The sequence below is a fragment of the Clostridium mediterraneense genome, assembly GCF_900091705.1.
Taxonomy (GTDB): domain Bacteria; phylum Bacillota; class Clostridia; order Clostridiales; family Clostridiaceae; genus Sarcina; species Sarcina mediterraneense.
Map to the genome: position 1 here is coordinate 88442 of NZ_LT594783.1, position 20022 is coordinate 108463.

Here is a 20022-nt window from a genome sequence, read left to right on the forward strand (position 1 = left end):
ATTTTGATATTAAATTAATTATTTAAGTTTGTTTGGGAAAAATAATTGATTAAAGTTAGTTTCACTATTTACAAATATAAATCCATCAAGACCTACATATATTGGTGTTTCATAATTATTTGTAGATACTATAACTTGATAAAGTGTTTGTCCATTAACTATTTTTGTATTATTAAGATTAATTTTTAAATCAGGAACATTATTTAAATTACCTTCATAGTTATCATTTGATGATACTGATAAATCAGGATAATTTGCAGTATAACCTTGAACATATTGAGCAGCTAGTTTGTAAACTTCGTTATATTTTTCTTTAGAAGTTAATTTAGAAAAATCCATTTCTCCAAACTGAGAAGTTGATATTGATTTACCATCTAAAGAAATAATTTTTACATTATCAAAATGTGAATAATTATTATTAATAGGAGTTGTTTTATCTTTCCCATAATTAGACCTAGTAGAATAGCTATAAGCTTTATAATAGTTGATACCATTTATTTTTTTAGGATAGCTTAAATTTACAACTAGGGATTTAGCAGGAAGACCATAATCACCTGCTATTTGTGCAAGTTTATAATATGTAGCTGATTCTTCATCTGAAAATGAAGTAGTTGCATCATCAGAATTATCATTTTTATTAACTGCATTATTATTATTATTATTATTATTATTATTATCTGCTTTATTACTAGATGAAATTACTCCATCTTTAAGCTTAGGTGGATTTATAATATCTTTAATTTCTTTACTTACTATATCAGTTGTTGGTGATAGCTTATCTGGAGCATAACTTTTATATGACTCTGAAAGCCAATAAGTAAAACCTGCAGCTATTAGACCAACAATTATAATTGTAGCTGTAATTATTAATTTTTTCATTTGCTTTCCTCTCTTAAAATATACTCTAATATAGTTTATACATAAAAAATATAAAAAAACAAGATATTTAATATAAAAAGTTATTGTAAAAAATATTTAATATAGATAAATTTAAGATAGCTTCACCCTTTTTCCAAATTAACATTAAATATATAGATTTTTTTTCGGAAAATATATAATTAAAAAAAACTATATACACATAATAATAAATGAAACTAAAGAAAAAATTTTATAGAAGTGTTGGTGAGGGTATGCTAAAGAAAATTATTATTTTAACTTTGACTTTAGCTACTTTAAACTGTTCAACAGTAAATGTAGAGAAGAGTCGAGGATATGGAGTTATGGAAGTAAGTACAAATAAAGTTTATAGTGCTAGTTTTTTTGAGAAAGAAATATCGATAGAAGAAGTTTTATCTATAGTTTCGAAATATAAAAAGAATGGGGAATATTCAAAAGCTATAAGATTTATTGAAGAAAATAAAAATAATGTAGAAAATGATGCAGAACTAATGGAGGAGATAGAAAATCTAAAAATTTTAGTAAAAGAAAGATTAAGAGAGTATAGTAAAGAAGAAGTTGCTAAAAATGATGATTTAAAGATGTATTATAATAATATAACTAATGAGAAAATAAATACTTTATCAATAAAAAGTAATACACCTTATCTTTTATTCATTAGTATAGAGGATCAAAAAATCTATGTTTATAAAAATAATAATAATATTTGGGAGAGGGAAAAGGAATTTAAATGTGCTTCAGGAGAAGAAGGAACAGAAACTCCTATAGGAATATTTAAAACGGGAGCTAGAGGAACTTGGTTTCATAGTGCAAAATTTAATAAGGGAGCTAAATATTATACTCAGTTTGATGGAGAGTTTTTAATTCATTCAGTACCTTATTACACTGATAGATTTAGAGTATGGGAAAAAAATCTTGATAGACCTATGTCTCATGGATGTGTAAGAACCGAGACAGAGGATGCAAAATGGATATATGAAAATATACCATATGGAACTAAGGTTATAATATATTGATATTTTTAAAATTTTAATTGCATATAATTTAATATATAAATAGATTATGGAGGGTATTTTATGCCTTGGGGAAAAATGATATATGATAAAAATAATCAATATGATGTTTTGAAATTATTAAATAGTTTTTCTAAAAGTAATGAATATGAAAAATACTTATATTATAAACAATTTATAGATAGAAAAAATTATAGAAGACCAGATAGTATACATGGAGTTTTGCATAGTACTAGAGTTCTTATGATATCTATGATAAATTCTATGATTTCAAAGCTTTCTGATAAAGATATGAAATTTTTAGGATATGCTTCTGTTTATCATGATATTGGACGAGTAAATGATGGGACTGATATAGAACATGGAAAAAGAAGTGTTTTAAAATTAAAAGATTTAGAAGTTTTTGAAAACGTTATAAAAAATGAATTTGATGATGAAGAAATAAAAATTTTAGATTTTATAATAGAGAATCATGTTATAGATGATAAAGATGGACTAGAAAATTTGAAAAATAGTAATATCTTAGATAAAGAATATGCAAAAAGGATGCTATTTTATTTTAAGGATTCAGATGGACTTGATAGAGTACGAGTTTGGGATGTAGACTCAAACTTTTTAAGACATGATACATCTAAAGCATTAGTTGATATTGCAATAGCATTATATAAAGAAGAAACAAAGCTTTTATAATATTTAAAGTTATAAATTATTATAAAAAAGTATCTCATATAGAGGTGCTTTTTTATTTTAAAATTTTAGTATTTTTTATTTAAGCTACAAAACTTATAATAATATATTAATATTTATAAGTAATTATATTGATATTAAATATAATTATAAAGTAATTATATGTTATTAACTTTTGGGAAAATAGAAATTTTAAAAATATTAAGGTATAATTATGATATGTAAAATGTTTTTGAATTTTTTCTAAGGTTTTATTAATTTTACTGTTGAGAATTATTAGATTTAAGATAAAATATAATTACATAATAAATTATTATAATAGTGATTAAATATTAAATAAGCAATTAGTCACAAGTAAAGGAGTCAGGAATGAGAGCAAAATATAAAAACCCAAAAGATTTAGGAATCTCTTTAAAGGATTTAGTAGATTTATACCAAGATAATCTTATGGAGTTTGACCATTTAGAAGAAAAAGTTACAAAAATAGTTGAAGCAAGTAAAGAAATATTCTATAAAAATGGTAAAATCGCAACAAAAATTGCTGATATTTTAGAACCAGAAAGAATAGAGATAATAAACGGAATACTAGCAGAAAAATAATATAGATAAAAGAGCTACTAAATTTAGTAGCTCTTTAATTTTATATTATTATTTCTTTATTAACTATGTCTGATTTAGGAGTTATTAATATATTCATAATTTCACTTCTACTACCTAGTCTTAAAGGAGGTCCCCAAGTACCATAGCCTTGTGAAACAAATATATTAAGTGTATCTTTTAATAGATATCCATGATCTATTTCAAACATTTTTCTTGTTATCAAGCTTCCAGGAGATATTTGTCCCTTATGTGTATGACCTGAAACATGAAGGTTAAATCCTTCATTATTACTCTCTTTCATAGAGATAGGGGTATGATCTATAACAATTTTATATTTAGACTTATCAATATCTTTACTTATATCAGCTAAAGTTTTTCTTTCAGTTCCTCTTCTATTAATAATAAAATCATCTCTTCCAATTATATAAAAGCTATTATTTACAAGAATAGCTTCATCCCTTAAGATATTTACATTATTTTTAGTTAATACTTTTATTATATCATCTTCTCTTTTTTTCATAAGATCATGATTTCCAAGAGCAGCAAAAGTTCCGTATTTAGGTTTTAAATTCTTAAATTCCTCAGCCATATTACTTTTTAAAAATGGATCAACTTCCGTATCAACTAAATCCCCTGCAATAAGAATTATATCGGGATTTAAATTATTAAGTTCATCTACAAGTTTTTTTAATCTTTTTCTATTTACAACAACTCCTAGATGTAAATCAGAAACTAAAGCTATATTTAAATTTTCAGTTAGCTCTCCATCATCATAAATATTATATTTATTAACTATTGAATTTTTAGCATTATAATTTCCGATAAAAACTAATACTAAAAAGATAAGTATACCTACAGATAGTTGAATATTTGCCGTATTTTTCACACCTTTTACAAATAATAAAATTAAATCTGTTATTGGAAATATGATAAGCATACAACCATAAAAAAACATCCAATAAGAACCTGAGTAATTTAGAATAGTATTTAGTCTTTTTGAAAACTTATTATTAAAGAAAAAGAAAATTATGTAGGAATAAGATATCAGACCGATAATTAGCCAATAAAGAACTAAATTAATAGATAAAAATTGACTAATAACTTCAAATATAATATGTCCAATATAGTAAGTTGATAAAATATATAAAATGCCGATTATAAGCATAGGAAAAAAGACTTTTTTCACTTTAAAACTCCCTTCATTCACAGAATAAATACCTTATATATACATTTTATCCTGTTAAAATTTATTAATACTATGTGATATTAATTTTTAGGATAATATTTCAAATTTATATTTTAATTTAGAAAAGACTTATTTGTTCATTTAAATTTTCTTCTTTTTTCTTTTTAGTTTTCTTTATAACCTCTTTTTTTACTTCGTCTTTAGCTTTAGTATTTTCGCTAAGTTTTGAAAAATCTAAATCTCCATTTTCCATATAAGTATAAACAAAATTTTCTACTTCTGATTTAGAAAAAATATGTTTTGAGAAATCTCTTATATTATTATCTTCATCTATAAATTTAAAATAAACTCTTATAGTTTCATCGATAAAGAAATAAGTTCCAAATTCCCATTTTCCTCCGCAGCAATTCATACACATTTTATCTATAATAATTCTTGCAGCATTAAGATCAGCTCCATCTTTTAAAAGTTTCCCTCTTTTAATTACTTCACTAGCTAAAAATTCTTCTATAGCAATTATTTTTTGTTCTATATTCATAAATAATCTCCCTAATAACTTTATTTTAAATCCTTTTAACTTCAATATATATTATCTATTTAAAGACTTATAAATTCAAGCTTTTTATAAATTAGAATCTTTTATTAATTTTAATTTGTAAAATTATATAAACAAAGTGTTTATAAATTCTCCATTAAATCAAAAAATATACATTAAATAAATAAAAAGTATAAATTAGAAGAGCTTATAAAAAATGATAATGATAAAAAATTAATTAAAAAAAATAAAAATTATTACTTATTATAAAAAATAGTATGTTTTTATTAATAATATTTATAGATTAATAATTTATAAATAATAAGAAAATTTCAAATAAATTTTTAAAAAATATACTTAAAAAAGAATTATATTGTAATTTATGTAATAATAAGTTTTTTTATAGGGATAAAAATAATGTATAATCTAGTAGGATTAAATATCACACTAATAAAGGTAGGAGGAATGTCGAATTATGCAAGGTTTATACCAAATAGCACAGTTGTATATTTTTTTATTATTTGGTGTTAGTGTAATTCTAGCTACAGGGGGCTTAATATATTCTATAAGAATGAAAAGAAATAAACAAGAACCCTTAAAAGATGAAGACTGTCCAGTTATATCTGTATTAGTACCTGCACATAATGAAGAAAAGGTAATTTATAATACAGTAAAGGCATTATTACAATTTAATTATCCAAAGGATAAGTTTGAAGTTATAGTTATAAATGATAATTCTTCAGATAATACTAAGGAGGAGCTTGAAAGAGCTAAAAAAGATTGCAATGCTAATAATCTTATTATTATAAATACAGATAAAATTACAGGCGGAAAAGGTAAGTCAAATGCTTTAAATTTAGCTTATGCAAGAGCAAAAGGTGAATATATTGCTGTTTATGATGCTGATAATACTGCAGAGCCAGATGCTTTAAGATATTTAGCAACAAAAGCTATGAGTAATAAAAAATATGGAGCTGTTATAGGAAAATTCAGAACAAGAAATAGAAACAGTAATTTATTAACAAGATTTATTAATCTAGAAACTTTAAGCTATCAATGGGTTGCTCAAGCAGGAAGATGGCAAACATTTGGATTATGTTCAATTCCAGGAACTAATTTTATAGTTAAAAAAGAAGTAGTAGAAAAAATAGGAGGATGGGATCCTAAAGCTATTTGTGAAGATACTGAAATAAGTTTTAGAATATATCATTTAGGATATAAAATAGCCTTTATGCCAAAGGCAGTCACTTGGCAACAAGAACCAGAAACTCTTAAAGTATGGTTTAAACAAAGAACTAGATGGTGTAAAGGTAATATGTATGTTATGGCTAAGTTTATAAAAAATATATTTAAATATAAACCTAGTATAGTATTATTTGATATTTTTTATTTCTCTAGTATATACTTCTTATTCTTATTATCATTAGTTATATCAGATTCAGTATTTATATTAAGCTTATTTAAAATTATTAAAATTAATGCTTTAGCTCATTCAACGCTTATATGGATATTATTATATGTATCATTTATAATACAAATATATGTACCTGTATTTAGAGAAAAAGGTGAGTTTGGTTTACTTAATATTATTTTAGTACCAATTTCATATTTTACTTATTGTCAGTTATGGGTTCTTGTATCAATAAAGAGCTTTGTTGAATTTGTTATAGATATAGTAGGAAAAAGAGAAGTTAAGTGGTATAAGACTGAAAGGTTTTAAAATAATACATAAAAAGGTTGTTCAATAAAAATGGACAACCTTTTTATTTTTAAAATATAATCTTATAGTAAAAATTATAAAAAAAAGATATAATTATAAAAAATAATAAATTAACAAATGAAAAAAGGAAGGAAAATAAATGAAAAAAGTAATAAGTGTATTATTAGCTGCGATAGGTATTCCTATTTTAATTTATCAAATGCTGACTTTAGCTAATAAATGTGTATTTTATATATATTTATATATAAATCATATAGATTTTGATACTTTAACTCAAAATCAAATAGATAATATCTTAATGTCTAATGTTTACATAGGAAGTGTAGTTGGAGAGTTTTTAGCAGTATTAATATTATTAATAATATTTCTCTTTACAAAGGAAGGGCTTATAAAAAGATGTAAATTTAGAAAAGTAAAACCTAAAAAATTAGGAGTTATAACACTTATAATGATAGGTTTTAGTTTTTTATCAATAACATTTATATACTTTATGCAAGATATTACAACAAGTTATTCATCAACAGAACAAGCTATGCATCTTGCGTGGCAATCACGAATTGAAATAATAGGAACAGTGATATTAGTTCCAATTCTTGAGGAAATCTTATTTAGGGGAGCTATATTTAGTGTACTTAAGAATAACTTAAATATTTACATAGCTATAATAATTCAAGGTATAGTTTTTGCTGTAATGCATGGGAATTTAGTTCAAAGTGGTTATACTTTCTTTCTTGGAATTATTTTAGTTCTTATATCAGATTATGCAGGAAGTATGATTGGAGATATATATGCTCATATGGTATTTAATCTATTTGGACTTATAATAATGCCAGTACTCCAAGTATTTTTCTTTAATCCTTATATTTATATAATTATAGGAATTGTAGTTCTTAGTTTTGGAGCTTATTTATATTATTTAGATATAAAAAAACAAAGACCAAATATTAATAATATAGAGAATAAATAGAATTATACTTTTAATATTAAAAAGTAAATATAATTAATAATTTAACAAGGGTTTATACTTTAAAAGTATAGGCTCTTATTTTTATATGTATTTAATTAAAAAAATGTATATAGAATAGATATAAAAATTTATTTATTTATAAAAAAATAAAGCATATTTTAATGATAATTAATATTAATAAATATAAAAAATATTAATTAATACTAAAAAAATAAAAAAAATTATTATTTGTTTTTTAAAAAAATTTATAGAAAGTTGATTTTTTTTATAAAATGTATATTATTATAAGTGTATAAAAGATGTGTGTAAACGTTTGCCGTTTACAGTGAAAAGTTAAGGAAAAACAAAGGAGGAAATTATAGCTATGGAACAAAGTGCTAACAGAAGAAAAGCTAGCATGTGGATCCCTATATTGATAGCGTTACCAAGTATGGGGATAGGTATTATATGGAATATGAATAGTACAGTAATTCCTATGCTTATAGGAACAACTACAACTTCAGCAAATGGAATAGCTAATATAGTAATGATGGCTCCAATAACTGGAATATTTATGCCATACATTGCAGGTATAATAAGTGATAGAACTAATACAAGAATAGGAAAAAGAAAGCCGTGGGTTATTTTAGGAACCATACTCGCAGCAATATTTTTATTTATGATAGGAGTATCAAATACTTATATAGAAATGTTTATTTTTGCAACATTACTATATGCAGTTGTAAACTTCTACCAAGGACCTTATTTCTCATTAATGCCTGAATCTGTTGAACCAGAGCAGGTAGGTTTAGTTAATGGATGGGGTAAATTCTTATTATCTTTAGGTGGAGTTATATTCTTCTTCTGTGGGGTTTATTTATATAATAAGAATCATATGTATCCATTTATATTAGTGTTAACATTATTACTTGTTCCAACATTAATAGCTATGTTTGTAATAAAGGAAGATCCTAAAAAATTCCAAAAACCAGCAAAATTAAGTTTAGATTTCTTAAAAAATAGTGCTGCAATGAGAGTATTTATGACAGCATTCTTCTTTTATTTAGGATATGGACTTATAATGCCTTATATGGTTACATACTTCCATAAAGTAAATGGATTCTCAAGTTCAGATGTAAGTTTAGCTTTAACAGGATTTACTTTTGTAGGTTTAATACTTTCAGTATTTGTTGGAATGTGGTGTGATAGAGGAAATAAACAAGTTATTTTATTTATAGCTTGTCTTATATATGGAATAAGCTTTGTAGTTGGGGTATTTGTATTTAATATACCAATGTTATGGGCATTTACAATTTTATCAGGAATAGGATTTATAATACTTCAAGTTGTATTTTACGCTTTAATTCCTGAAGTTGCACCAAAAGAAAAATTAGGTGAATATATGGGAATAAACAATGTATTCTTATGTGTTCCTCAAATTATAGGAAATCAAGTTGGTGGACATTTAATTAGTAGTGGAAATACAGGATTTGTTTTCCCAATAGCAATTGCTTCTCTTATAATAGCTTGTATTATAATTGGAGCTGGAAAATTAAAATTACAAAATAGAAAAATCGCATAAATTTAAAAAATTTTGATTATGGATGGTGTTTGGTTATGAAAAAACATGTAATAGGAATAGATCTTGGAGGAACAAAAATAAGCTGTGCTTTAGCAAATTTAGAAGGTAAGGTAGAAAGTTTATTTGTTATTCCAACTGAAGCAGAACTAGGTGAAAAAAGAGTTTTAGATAATATAATAAACGTTATAGAAAAAGTTATGGTAGAAGGTAGATCTACTTTAGATGAAGTTAAAGCCATAGGTATTGGATCACCTGGAGTTTTAGACTTAGATGAAGGAATTATTATAACAAGTCCTAACTTACCATTTGAAAACTTTGAATTAATTAAAAATTTAAAGAAGAAATTTGAAGATGTAGATATTTATTTAGATAATGATGCTAATATTGCTACAATAGGAGAATATGTCCTAGGAGCAGGTAAAGGTAAAGATAATATAGTTTACGTTACAGTAAGTACTGGAGTAGGTGGAGGAGCAATCCTTAATGGACAAGTTTATAGAGGAATAAATTCTAATGCATTAGAAATAGGACATATGACACTTGATCCAAATGGTCCAATATGTGGTTGTGGTAATTTTGGTTGTTTAGAAGCTATTTCATCAGGAACCGCTATTGCTAAAAGAGCAAGAGAAGCTGTTTTAAGTAAAGTTGAAACTAGCTTAAAAAATTATGAAACTATAACTTCATATGAAGTATTTAAAGAAGCTGCAAATGGTGATGCAGTTGCAAATGAAATAGTAGATAAGGCAATGACTTATCTTGGAATAGGAATAGGAAACATTATGGTAGCATTTAATCCATCAATGGTAATCATAGGTGGAGGAGTTACAAATGTAGGAGATGTCCTATTTAATAAAGTAAGAGAAATTGTAAAGAGAAGAACATTTAAAACTATTCATGAAGAATGTGAAATAGTTCGTGCAAAACTTGGTGGAGATGCAGGTGTTCTAGGAGCAGTTTCATTAGCTTTATTAGAAAGTAAAAAAAGAGATGAAGAATTAGAAGCATAATATAAAATTTTGACTATATTAAAATAGAGAATATTCTATTTTAATATAGTCTTTTTTTATTTAAAAAAATATGATATAATAAAATTAAGGGGTATTAAATACTATATAAAAGAGTTAAAAATAACATGGAGGGGATTATCTTTAAAGGTTTTAGTACAGAAATAAAAAAAGAACTTAATATTTTAGATAATAGTTCTTTTATAGAGAAAAATTATTATAAGGATGAATTAGAGAAAATAAATAGTATAGAGATTTTAAAAAAAGTGGTTTTACTTATTTAGAGTAAGAAAATTAATACTTAAAAATTATTTTTACTATGATATATGTAATAAACAAGATGGGATTTGTCTTTAAATAAATATATATAATATGTAGGAAAGTTAAATAAATTTTTTATTATAAGTAATTTAAACAGAGTTATATTTAAGTTATTTTTTTAGTAAGAAGAAGTTAAAATAAAGGATATAATAAATTGTTAAAGGAAAGTAGTTTACTTTCCTTTTTTTAATTGGAAGTTATAGGATATAATAATAATATAAAAATAAGAATAATTTAGTTGAAGGAGGAAATAAAATGGAAAGGAGTAGACCTCTTGGAATATCATATATAGGTTATAATTATATTGCTGGAGCAATTGTATTATTAATATCTTTAAATACAGAGCAAGCAGTACCTTTTAATATGAGGTTTGGAGTTCCAGGTATACCAGAAATAATAGTAAGAGTTTTTATTATGATATTTTCATTGATAATGGCATATGGATATTTAAAACAAACCAAGTGGGGGTATTGGACTATGATGATATACTCTGCTTTATTTTTTAGTATAAGTTTAATTCAAATGACTAGATATAATATACAACCATATATAGTTAATACTTTCTATTCATTAGGCGCATTTATTTATACTTTTAAAAAACGGGATAGATTTTATACTTTAAAAGAAGAATAATTTGTTCGGCTAATAGATAAAAGTAAAGATTAAAATATATTTTATGGTAATAGAGAAAAATATCCTAATTTATAATAATCTATTAAAGATATTATTTTAAATAATAATATCTTTTTTGGTATTTTCTATGTTTTTAGGAATATAATAAATTTATAAATTTGAAATAAATTTTAATATCTATATCATTAATTATAGAAAAAGATTTAATTTATATGGAATTAACTTTAAGGAAGTGATATAGATGTCAAAGGACTTTTTTAATACTGAAAAGGATGTATTTAAGATATTAGCTCATATAAATGAAAATTTATTGAAATATGTAAGTAATGAAGAACTTATTAGAATTTGTAAAATTACTCAAAATGAATTAGAAAGAGATTGTAGATTTATAGAGTATGAGGATCTTGTAATAAATTATAAGGCTGAGTGGGAAGATGATATATTAATAGGATTTTCTTGTGAAGGTTTAACTATGGAGGGCTTTAAATATTTAAAGGAAAATGTTCATATAGGAAAGTTTTTAGGCTTATGGAGTGAAATGAAAGAATTAATTACTGGAGATTTAGTTAAATAATATATAGCTATAATAAAAAATAAACCTAAAAAGTTTATTTAAACTTTTTAGGTTTATTTTTCTATATTTTATTCAGCTTTAAATGTTTCGTATGAATCTAATTTAACATCATAATCTGTATAATATTCATTTTTATCTTCATCTAAAAAGGTTATAGATGTCTTAAGCAATTGGGCATCTTTAATTTCTCCACTTTTAGGGCCAAATGTTTCTGTTAAAGAGCTTACTTCTCCAGGAAGTAAGGTATCGCTAGATGATAAATATGTTTTTTCATCATCAACTTTATATTCATAATCAATATATGTGATAGTGTATTTAGAATTATTTTTAAACTTACATTCCATATAAACAGTACCTATAGAATCAGGCTCTTTTACTTTAAAATCTAATAATTCTATTTCATCTATAGTAACATTTACTTTATCTTTTTTTTCATCTTTCTTATCTTTAGAATCTGTAATATCTTCACTACTTTCTGTTTTTGTTATTTCATTAGCTTTATCTGTTTTTGCCTCTTCTTTTCCACAAGCACTAAGAGTTCCAACTAAACATATAGCTATTAAGATGCTTGCAGTTAATTTTCTATAATTCATATTTTACCCCTTATTAAAAAAATCACTACATAGTAATTCTATAAAATAAAAAATATAATATGCTTAAAAATATAAAGTTTTTATTTAGTAATAAGTAGGTACTTATATGGTTATAGCTATAGATTTTATATAAGTATAGGATATATAATATTAATATGTGGATAATTGAATATAATAAAATTAAGGGGAAATTTATGGAAGAAAAGATAGTTTTAAAAAAGTTAGGAATAGGGAGTCTATCGTTAGTAATATCTATATTTGTAGTAATATTTCAATTTTCAGCTATAGGTGATAAATATATAGGGGAATATATATTAAATATATTAGGAATATTATTCCCATATACAATAGTTTCAATTTCCTTAGCTATTTTATCAATTTTTATAGGCTATAAATATAAAGATGATCTCTATGCAAAACAAGGTCTAAAGCTAGGAATAATATTTTTAGCTATTTGTGCTATATTAACAATAATATCTACAATATTTTAATTTATTAAAAAAGAAAATTAAAAAATAAAGCTAGTAAAATTAATTCTAATTTTACTAGCTTTATCTTTGAGAATATAATTATTATTTTTTATTAGAAAACTATATTAAACTATATAATATTTGATTTTAAAATAAAATATTTTTTTATAGATTTACTTAGATACTTTACTATCTAGTGCTTTATTTAGTATATATGTTAATTCATTTTGTATATTTAAAGGTATATCATTACCAGTTATATATACAAACTGATTAGCTGAGACTATACTAATATCAGGATCGACTGCTCCTTGCAGGGATGAATCTATTAATGTCATACGATAATAAGCAGTTCCATTTAAAATTACTATACTTGTAAATTTACCATAAATATTACTTTTACTTTGATTAAATACAAAATCTTTAGATGTAGACAGTGTTTGAATTTTCATTGCTCCAGTCATTAATTTTTGATACATTAATGGAGTTATTAGGGGTTTTTCTATGGCAGCAGTTACATCACTATTAGGATTTGAATTTAAAATTGTATTAGCATTATTATCAGGTATAACATTTCCATCTAAATCTATATAGAATATATCTAAAGTAGCAAAATTTTGTCCATATTTTTCATAAGGAATATACATAAGCTTTACCTTATAATAGGTTTTCCCACTTATATTTTGCTGATTACTAATTATAACTTTAACTCCTGATGTATTAAGATGATATCCACTTACAAAATGATTTTCTATTCCATAAGAATAATTGTTAGGTAGTTGATTTTTTGTCATATATTTTTTACCTAGAGTATTAAACTCATAAAGCATAGCTTTAGTTGATAGTTTATTTATTTGTGTTTGAGTAAGTGCTGAGTTAGTAGTGTTATTATTTGAACTATTATTTTTATTACTATCACTTGTAGTACTTACTTGATTAGAATTATTATTTTCTATAGAACTTTTATTATTAGAAGAGACATAAGCTTTTCCAATAAAGAATACTAAAAGTCCTAATATAAGTATTACTATTACTTTTTTCATAACTTCTTCCTTTGTTTATATTTATTAAATAACTTTTTGATATTTAAGTTTTAATATGATTTTAAATTTATTTTTTATGATTTTTAGAAATATAATAATAAATTTTATATTATGTTTAATATTAATTTAAAATAAGGAATCTAGAATTTTAGATTCCTTATTTTTTATATATTTATTATTTACTTATATAGTATCCATAAACATAAGCATATCCGATATCTTGTCTATAAACTTTATACCATCCATTTGAATATGATACTAAATTTACAGTTGATCCTGGAGAATAAGTTCCAACTATAGCTGAGTTAGTAGTAGCAGCTTGTCTTATGTGAAGTGGAATATTAGTATTTACAACTCTTCCTTGTTGATATTGTGAGTTTGAAGAATTTTCATTTATATAATAAGCATAAACATAAGCATAACCTACACCATCTTTATAAACTTTATACCAATCTCCTTCTTTAGCAACTATTTTAACTGATGAACCTGGAGCATAAGTTCCAAGGATAGCAGAATTAGTAGAAGTAGCTTGTCTTATATGAAGAGGTATATCAGTATTTATAACTGTTCCAGTAGTGTATTTTTCAGGAGCGTTTGAATTATTACTATTGTTATTTGTAGGACTTTCATTTATATAATAGCCATAAACATAAGCATAGCCTATACCATCTTTATAAATTTTATACCAATTACCTTCTTTAGCAACTATTTTAACTGATGAACCAGGTTCATAAGTTCCAAGAATAGCGGAATTAGTAGAAGCAGCTTGTCTTATATGAAGAGGTATATCAGTATTTACAACTGTTCCGGTAGTATATTGACTAGGTGCAGTTATTGATGGAGTTTGAGGCTTATCTGGAGTTGGAGTAGCTGAACCTGTCCAATTTCCTATTATATTTATATAATCAGCTGAAACATAAGCATAACCAATGCCTTCTTTATAAACTTTATACCAATTTCCTATTTTACCTACTATGTGTACTGTAGAACCTGGTTCATAAGTTCCAAGTTTATAAGTATAAGCTGCAGCTCCACTTCTTATATTTAAAGGTATTGATGTATTAACAACTATACCTTTCTTATTCATAAATTGAAGATTTGTTCCATGAACAACTAAATCTAATATTGAATCATACATTTTACCTATATAATTTCTTGAAGTAATTTGAGATGTAGAATATGTATCTGGTAGTTCTACAAGTGATACTTCAGCACCTTGTGCATGTCCATAACTTATAAGGTATCCATGACCAGTAGGAATATATCCTCTGTTTTCATTAAATCCAAAATATTTATCAAAATATCTACCAACAGAATAATCACCAATTGTCATATTAAGCCAACCATGAGTATCTATAAGAACAGTATCTTTACTTTCTCTACTTATCTTTGAAACAAGATTTGCAAGAGCTTTAGCTTCTGGAGCTTCCAAAGGTGTTGAGCCTGTATAATTTCTTGAGTTATATTCAGGTTTAAAGAAAGTTGGAAAATCTCTATTTAAGTCAATTTTATCTGTAATCTGACATCTTCCAGGTCCGTTATTTGTCCAACCATCTAAAACTCCATCAGGATTTGCAGCAGGAATAATAATAATTGACCAATCATTTAAACCATAAACATCATATTGAGCTTTAAGTTTGTTAATTAAACTATGTGCCATTTTAGTTAATTGATAACCATCTTGATCCCATGAATCTTCAAAACCGTGTATAGCAAAGTTATCAATAATAGTTTTGCTTCCATTTCCTATTTTATAATAATAAAGAGGTCTTCCTTCACCGCTTGTCCCATATCTAACTCTTTGAATCCCAGGTATATTATAAACGTAGTAATTTTCACTAATATTATTTGTAGAAGCAAAATTATTAGTTGCAGCAAAATTTGCTGGCTTTGTAATTCTACTAGTATCTTTAGATGTAATTTGTGAACTTGATTGTCCATTTAAATCAGACAGTGTATCAGCATATGCTTTATGTGAGTTAAGCATAATACTTCCTGCTGTTAAAGCAACTGTAGCGATAGCAGCCATTACTAAAATTCTAACATTTTTCATAGTTTTCTCCTTTGTTTACCGTAAATAACATAATTATTAAATTTAATATATCACCAATTATTTACATGGACAAATTTTTAAAAGAAATAAATTGGTAAATTTAATTGCTAAAATATAAAATAAAAGTAACAAAAGCAATAAAAGTGTAAAATAATTTTAAATAAATTGTTTTTGTTTTGTAAAAACAATAAATATATTGTCTATTTTGAATTATATTTTCATATAGGTAAAAAATTATGATACATATATGTTTTTTTATATATTTGAATTAATATACAAAAATAATAGCGTTATTAATATGTTTATTTAACTTTATTTAAAAAAAAATAATAATTTTAAATAAAAATACATAAATTTAACAAATTATATATATTGAAAAAAATAGAAAATAATCATATAGTAAATAACAGGAAAACTAATTTCTATATTATAGTAATTATAAGCTTATTAATTAAATAGTAAATTATATTAAATAATTTAAGTGACAATATTTAATATAGTTTATTAGTTTAGTTACATATTAGTTCGGATTTTTTAGTGAGAATTATAATTACCAATTTTAATATAGAAAATTAAGTTACCTAAAAAATATAAACTAAATAGTTAGGAGATAAAACAGATGATAAATACTCATAATATTAATCCAGCAAATTATAAAGAAGCAGCTATATATAGCTCATGTAACCAAGCTACATCAGGAAAAGAACTATATGATCAAATGTCAGAAACAGGATTTAGAGTTACATATAGTGGACCAGAACTTAGTGCTCCATCAATAATATATCCTTGGCAAGGAGGAGTAGATGGATATACTTCTCATGATCTTACTCATGCATATAGTGAACCATTTTTAAATAGTGCTCCAGGATTTGAATTTAGTGATTCAACTACAAATCTAACAATAATAGGAGAAGCAAATAATTTTTATAGAGTTCTTACAATTAATGGGCAAATAGGTTGGATTCCTAAGAATATGATGATTATAACTGATCCATCATATGGAATGGGAATAAATGCAATGCAAAAACCAAGTGAGACAAATCCTGGATATGGATATATGAATAATGGGGGGATGTATGGTAAATCAGTTCAAGCCCTTGATAATTGGGAGATTTCATATGGAATGCCAACAGGAACAAAGGTTAAAATAATTGGTGAAGATCAAGGTTTCCTTGAATTTGAAACAGCAAATGGACAAATAGGATGGGAAGTATCACAAAATATTACAGAAACTAATTTCCCAGGCGAGCCAATTACTTTATATGAAGCAAATGTAGTTAACTGTAATCAAGTATATATAAGATCTACTCCTGAAGAATCAAATGCAAATATTGTAGATCAAGTAAAAGCAGGAACAACTCTTAAAGTAATAGGTATGTCAGATAATTATTATAAAGTTTATTACAACGGTATAATTGGATATGTTAATAGTGAATATTTATCACAAGTTATTAAAAAACCAACATCATATCAAATTAATTATAAAGTTGGTGGGGCTCCACAATCTCAAGAACAAGAAGTGTATTCAGTTGGAAAAGACTTTGAAGGACAAGTAACATACAATACTAATACACCTGTAAATGGACAGACAGTAGCACAAGAAGAAGAAACTTCACCAGCTATAGCTAATATGGCTCATGAAATTTGTAAAGATAAAACTACTAATGTAGAAAAAGCTAAGGCAATATATCAATGGATTGCTCAAAATATAACTTATGATAATAATTTAGAAAACGAGCAAAAAGCAGGACAACTAAGCCAAAGTCAATTTGCAGAAGAATCTACAGCAGTTTACACATTTAATAATAGAACAGGTATATGTGAAGGATTTAGTGCATTATATAATGATATGTGTAGAGCTGTAGGGCTTGAAGTAAGAACTATTACAGGATATACAAATGGTGGATTAAATAGTGATAAATGGGGTGGCCATGCATGGAATCAAGTATATCTTCCATCATTAGGTGGTTGGATAAATGTTGACTGTACTTTAGCCTCAGACGCATATACACCTGTAAGTGAAGGTGGAGCTGGAATGCCTAAGAGTAATTTAAGTTATATATTTAATCCAAATACAATAACAGAAATTCAATTAGGTTCTAAAACAGTTTATATAGATGGACAACCTTATACTGAAACTACTGATAAAACTTGGGGTAATTTAGATTACTTTGATAATCCAGAACATTTTAATGCAACACATAGAGGTGGGACAATTCAAACACAAGGATTTGCAGCAGTTACACCAAATAGTGAAACTATCAATATATCAAAGCCTAAAATAATTGTAAAAAAGATTAAAGATACTTTTAATAAAATAGTAAGTAGTAAATAGTAATTTTTTTAGGTGTAAGATACTTTTAATAAATATATAAATTTATAAACCTGAAAATATATACTTAATATAAAATTTAAGTATATATTTTCAGGTTTTTATTTTTTATTAATAATTGATATATCTTTTGTAAATCATATTAATAATAGTATTTTTCTAAGTTTTTTAATCATATTTATTTTATTAAATTATCAGTTTTAAATAAAATATATATAAGTAAATATAATTTATATCATAATCTTACTCATATAGAAGATAAATTCTGTTTTTACAAATTTTATTATAAAGTTGTTAAATTTTCTTATATTTTTTTAATTTAATTGAAATTATTTTAAATCTACTATATTATTACTTTTAAGAACATATAGAAAGTTGGTGTATAAATTGAATGAGGTATTAAACTATGATTCTTTATTTATACTTGCGGTTGTTGCCTTTATAACACCCTTTTTAGTATCAAAACTAAAGAAAATAAAAGTTCCCTATCAAGTTGGAGAAATATTTGTAGGGATTATTGTAGGAAAAAGTTGTTTAAATATAGTTAGCCCAGATGTTACTGTATTATTTTTATCTAATCTAGGACTTTCTTATTTGATGTTCCTTAGTGGTCTTGAAATTGATTTTAATGATTTAAAATCATCAGATAAAAAAACATCTCCTTTATGGGTATCAATAAAAATGATAGTTATATCCTTTGTGGTGGCTATATTACTTAGTTTTTCATTAAAAGCTATTGGGATTAATAAAGGATTTTTATTCTTCGCTTTAATATTTATGGCATCTGCTCCTGGCTTAGTAGTACCTATATTAAAAAGTAAGAATATGATCAAAAGTAGCTTTGGACAAATTATTTTAATTTTTAGTATAGTATGTGAGCTTACAACATTAATTGGAGTTACTGTGATTTCAGCAATAGCTACTAATGGTATTAGCTTTAAGAGTTTTGAATTTATTTTAATATTTATAGCAGCATTTATATTATATTTACTTGCTAAACGTTTCCTTAAAATAAATGATTTTTCAGCTGCGGCTTTTAAAAATTTAAATTTAACTGTTAGGGCTGCCTTTGCCTTAATTTTAATATTAGTTGTAGTTGCAGAAAAACTTCATTCTGAAATAGTATTAGGTGCTTTCTTAGCAGGTACAATTTTCTCATTACTTGTTGGAAAAGCAAAAGAGGAGATTTCTCATCAATTAGATGGTATAGGATATGGTTTTTTAATTCCTATATTCTTTATTATGATAGGTGTTAATGTTGATATAAAATCAGTATTACAAAGTCCTAAAGCACTAATTGAGATACCAATATTTTTAGTAATATTCTTTATTGTAAAGATAATTCCTTCTTTATTATTAAAGAAAGAGTTTGGCTTAAGAAATAGTTTATCAGGTTCAATGTTATTAACAGCTCAACTTAGTCTTGTTGTTGTTGCAGCACAAATAGCTCTTGAACTAGGGTATATAGAACAGGCTGGTTATTCAGCATTTATTTTAACAACTGTACTATCTTGTATAATTTTCCCTATATTATTTGAAAAAATAATAGATTCTAGTCAAGTGGAACAATCAGTTGAGCATGAGGATAAAATTATAGTAAGAGAAGTAGTTCTTTTAAATGAGTCTTATTCTGGCAAAGCACTTAAGGATTGTAATTTCCCAAGTGGTTGTAGATTATTTACTATTGTAAGAAATGATGTTGAAATAATGCCTACAGCTAATAGTATTTTAGAATTAAATGATTTAGTAATATTAGCTGGAGTTAGAGAAGAAGTCTATAGTACCATGAATTTATTGAAGAGTGTAGATTAAAATATTTTATGAAAATAC

The 20022-nt window shown here is 24.7% G+C and carries 19 protein-coding genes; 13 read left to right on the forward strand and 6 right to left on the reverse strand.

Annotation, left to right across the window (positions count from 1 at the left end; translation table 11 throughout):
• Nucleotides 1-18: 18 nt before the first annotated feature.
• A complete protein-coding gene (locus BN8917_RS00990; protein ID WP_066869338.1) occupies nucleotides 19-879 on the reverse strand; it encodes a hypothetical protein in 861 nt (286 codons plus the stop codon).
• A gap of 209 nt (nucleotides 880-1088) precedes the next feature.
• Between BN8917_RS00990 and BN8917_RS00995 the strand changes: the two genes are divergently transcribed.
• The 3 genes from BN8917_RS00995 to BN8917_RS01005 all read left to right on the forward strand — a co-directional run bounded on the left by BN8917_RS00995 (nucleotide 1089) and on the right by BN8917_RS01005 (nucleotide 3197).
• Entirely contained in the window at nucleotides 1089-1913 is an 825-nt protein-coding gene (locus tag BN8917_RS00995; protein WP_084748417.1) for a L,D-transpeptidase, read from the forward strand.
• Nucleotides 1914-1973: 60 nt separating this feature from the next.
• Nucleotides 1974-2600: an HD domain-containing protein gene (locus tag BN8917_RS01000; protein ID WP_066869344.1), complete on the forward strand. Its 627-nt coding sequence runs from the start codon at nucleotides 1974-1976 to the stop codon at nucleotides 2598-2600.
• 366 nt (nucleotides 2601-2966) lie between these two features.
• Nucleotides 2967-3197 (forward strand): TIGR04540 family protein, encoded by a 231-nt coding sequence (locus tag BN8917_RS01005; RefSeq protein WP_066869347.1) that lies wholly within the window; start codon nucleotides 2967-2969, stop codon nucleotides 3195-3197.
• Nucleotides 3198-3237: 40 nt separating this feature from the next.
• On the opposite strand, the gene BN8917_RS01010 is transcribed toward BN8917_RS01005, so the two are convergent.
• Together BN8917_RS01010 and BN8917_RS01015 are read right to left on the reverse strand one after the other, a co-directional pair.
• A complete protein-coding gene (locus tag BN8917_RS01010) occupies nucleotides 3238-4152 on the reverse strand; it encodes a metallophosphoesterase (RefSeq protein WP_207644752.1) in 915 nt (304 codons plus the stop codon).
• A gap of 349 nt (nucleotides 4153-4501) precedes the next feature.
• On the reverse strand, nucleotides 4502-4921 hold the full coding sequence (locus tag BN8917_RS01015; RefSeq protein WP_066869350.1) for a hypothetical protein: 420 nt from the start codon (nucleotides 4919-4921) through the stop codon (nucleotides 4502-4504).
• Nucleotides 4922-5393: 472 nt separating this feature from the next.
• On the opposite strand from BN8917_RS01015, the gene BN8917_RS01020 reads away from it, so the two are divergent.
• The 7 genes from BN8917_RS01020 (at nucleotide 5394) to BN8917_RS01045 (ending at nucleotide 11701) form a co-directional block, all read left to right on the forward strand.
• The gene (locus BN8917_RS01020) at nucleotides 5394-6638 is read left to right on the forward strand and encodes a glycosyltransferase family 2 protein (RefSeq protein ID WP_066869353.1); all 1245 of its coding nucleotides are present in this window, start codon (nucleotides 5394-5396) and stop codon (nucleotides 6636-6638) included.
• A gap of 139 nt (nucleotides 6639-6777) precedes the next feature.
• Nucleotides 6778-7605 (forward strand): CPBP family intramembrane glutamic endopeptidase, encoded by an 828-nt coding sequence (locus BN8917_RS01025; RefSeq protein ID WP_066869355.1) that lies wholly within the window; start codon nucleotides 6778-6780, stop codon nucleotides 7603-7605.
• A 364-nt stretch (nucleotides 7606-7969) separates the two neighbouring features.
• Nucleotides 7970-9166 carry an MFS transporter gene (locus tag BN8917_RS01030; RefSeq protein ID WP_066869358.1) on the forward strand — a complete coding sequence of 399 codons (1197 nt, stop codon included), beginning with the start codon at nucleotides 7970-7972 and terminating at the stop codon, nucleotides 9164-9166.
• Nucleotides 9167-9201: 35 nt separating this feature from the next.
• On the forward strand, nucleotides 9202-10176 hold the full coding sequence (locus tag BN8917_RS01035) for an ROK family protein (protein WP_066869361.1): 975 nt from the start codon (nucleotides 9202-9204) through the stop codon (nucleotides 10174-10176).
• Between the two features lie 125 nt (nucleotides 10177-10301).
• The gene (locus BN8917_RS14265; protein WP_159426714.1) at nucleotides 10302-10457 is read left to right on the forward strand and encodes a hypothetical protein; all 156 of its coding nucleotides are present in this window, start codon (nucleotides 10302-10304) and stop codon (nucleotides 10455-10457) included.
• Nucleotides 10458-10749: 292 nt separating this feature from the next.
• Nucleotides 10750-11127: a hypothetical protein gene (locus BN8917_RS01040; protein ID WP_066869363.1), complete on the forward strand. Its 378-nt coding sequence runs from the start codon at nucleotides 10750-10752 to the stop codon at nucleotides 11125-11127.
• 241 nt (nucleotides 11128-11368) lie between these two features.
• Nucleotides 11369-11701 carry a hypothetical protein gene (locus tag BN8917_RS01045; protein WP_066869366.1) on the forward strand — a complete coding sequence of 111 codons (333 nt, stop codon included), beginning with the start codon at nucleotides 11369-11371 and terminating at the stop codon, nucleotides 11699-11701.
• Between the two features lie 68 nt (nucleotides 11702-11769).
• On the opposite strand, the gene BN8917_RS01050 is transcribed toward BN8917_RS01045, so the two are convergent.
• On the reverse strand, nucleotides 11770-12294 hold the full coding sequence (locus tag BN8917_RS01050) for a hypothetical protein (RefSeq protein WP_066869369.1): 525 nt from the start codon (nucleotides 12292-12294) through the stop codon (nucleotides 11770-11772).
• A 194-nt stretch (nucleotides 12295-12488) separates the two neighbouring features.
• Between BN8917_RS01050 and BN8917_RS01055 the strand changes: the two genes are divergently transcribed.
• Nucleotides 12489-12785, forward strand: coding sequence for a hypothetical protein (locus tag BN8917_RS01055; RefSeq protein ID WP_066869372.1), 297 nt, complete (start codon nucleotides 12489-12491; stop codon nucleotides 12783-12785).
• A gap of 152 nt (nucleotides 12786-12937) precedes the next feature.
• Here the strand turns inward: BN8917_RS01055 and BN8917_RS01060 are convergent, their stop codons facing one another.
• Entirely contained in the window at nucleotides 12938-13807 is an 870-nt protein-coding gene (locus tag BN8917_RS01060; protein WP_066869375.1) for a hypothetical protein, read from the reverse strand.
• 175 nt (nucleotides 13808-13982) lie between these two features.
• A complete protein-coding gene (locus BN8917_RS01065) occupies nucleotides 13983-15860 on the reverse strand; it encodes an SH3 domain-containing protein (protein ID WP_066869378.1) in 1878 nt (625 codons plus the stop codon).
• A 619-nt stretch (nucleotides 15861-16479) separates the two neighbouring features.
• Here BN8917_RS01065 and BN8917_RS01070 point away from each other — a divergent pair.
• The gene (locus tag BN8917_RS01070) at nucleotides 16480-18195 is read left to right on the forward strand and encodes a transglutaminase domain-containing protein (protein ID WP_066869381.1); all 1716 of its coding nucleotides are present in this window, start codon (nucleotides 16480-16482) and stop codon (nucleotides 18193-18195) included.
• 384 nt (nucleotides 18196-18579) lie between these two features.
• Nucleotides 18580-20004, forward strand: a complete 1425-nt coding sequence (locus BN8917_RS01075) for a cation:proton antiporter (RefSeq protein ID WP_066869384.1) — start codon at nucleotides 18580-18582, stop codon at nucleotides 20002-20004.
• Nucleotides 20005-20022 lie beyond the last annotated feature (18 nt).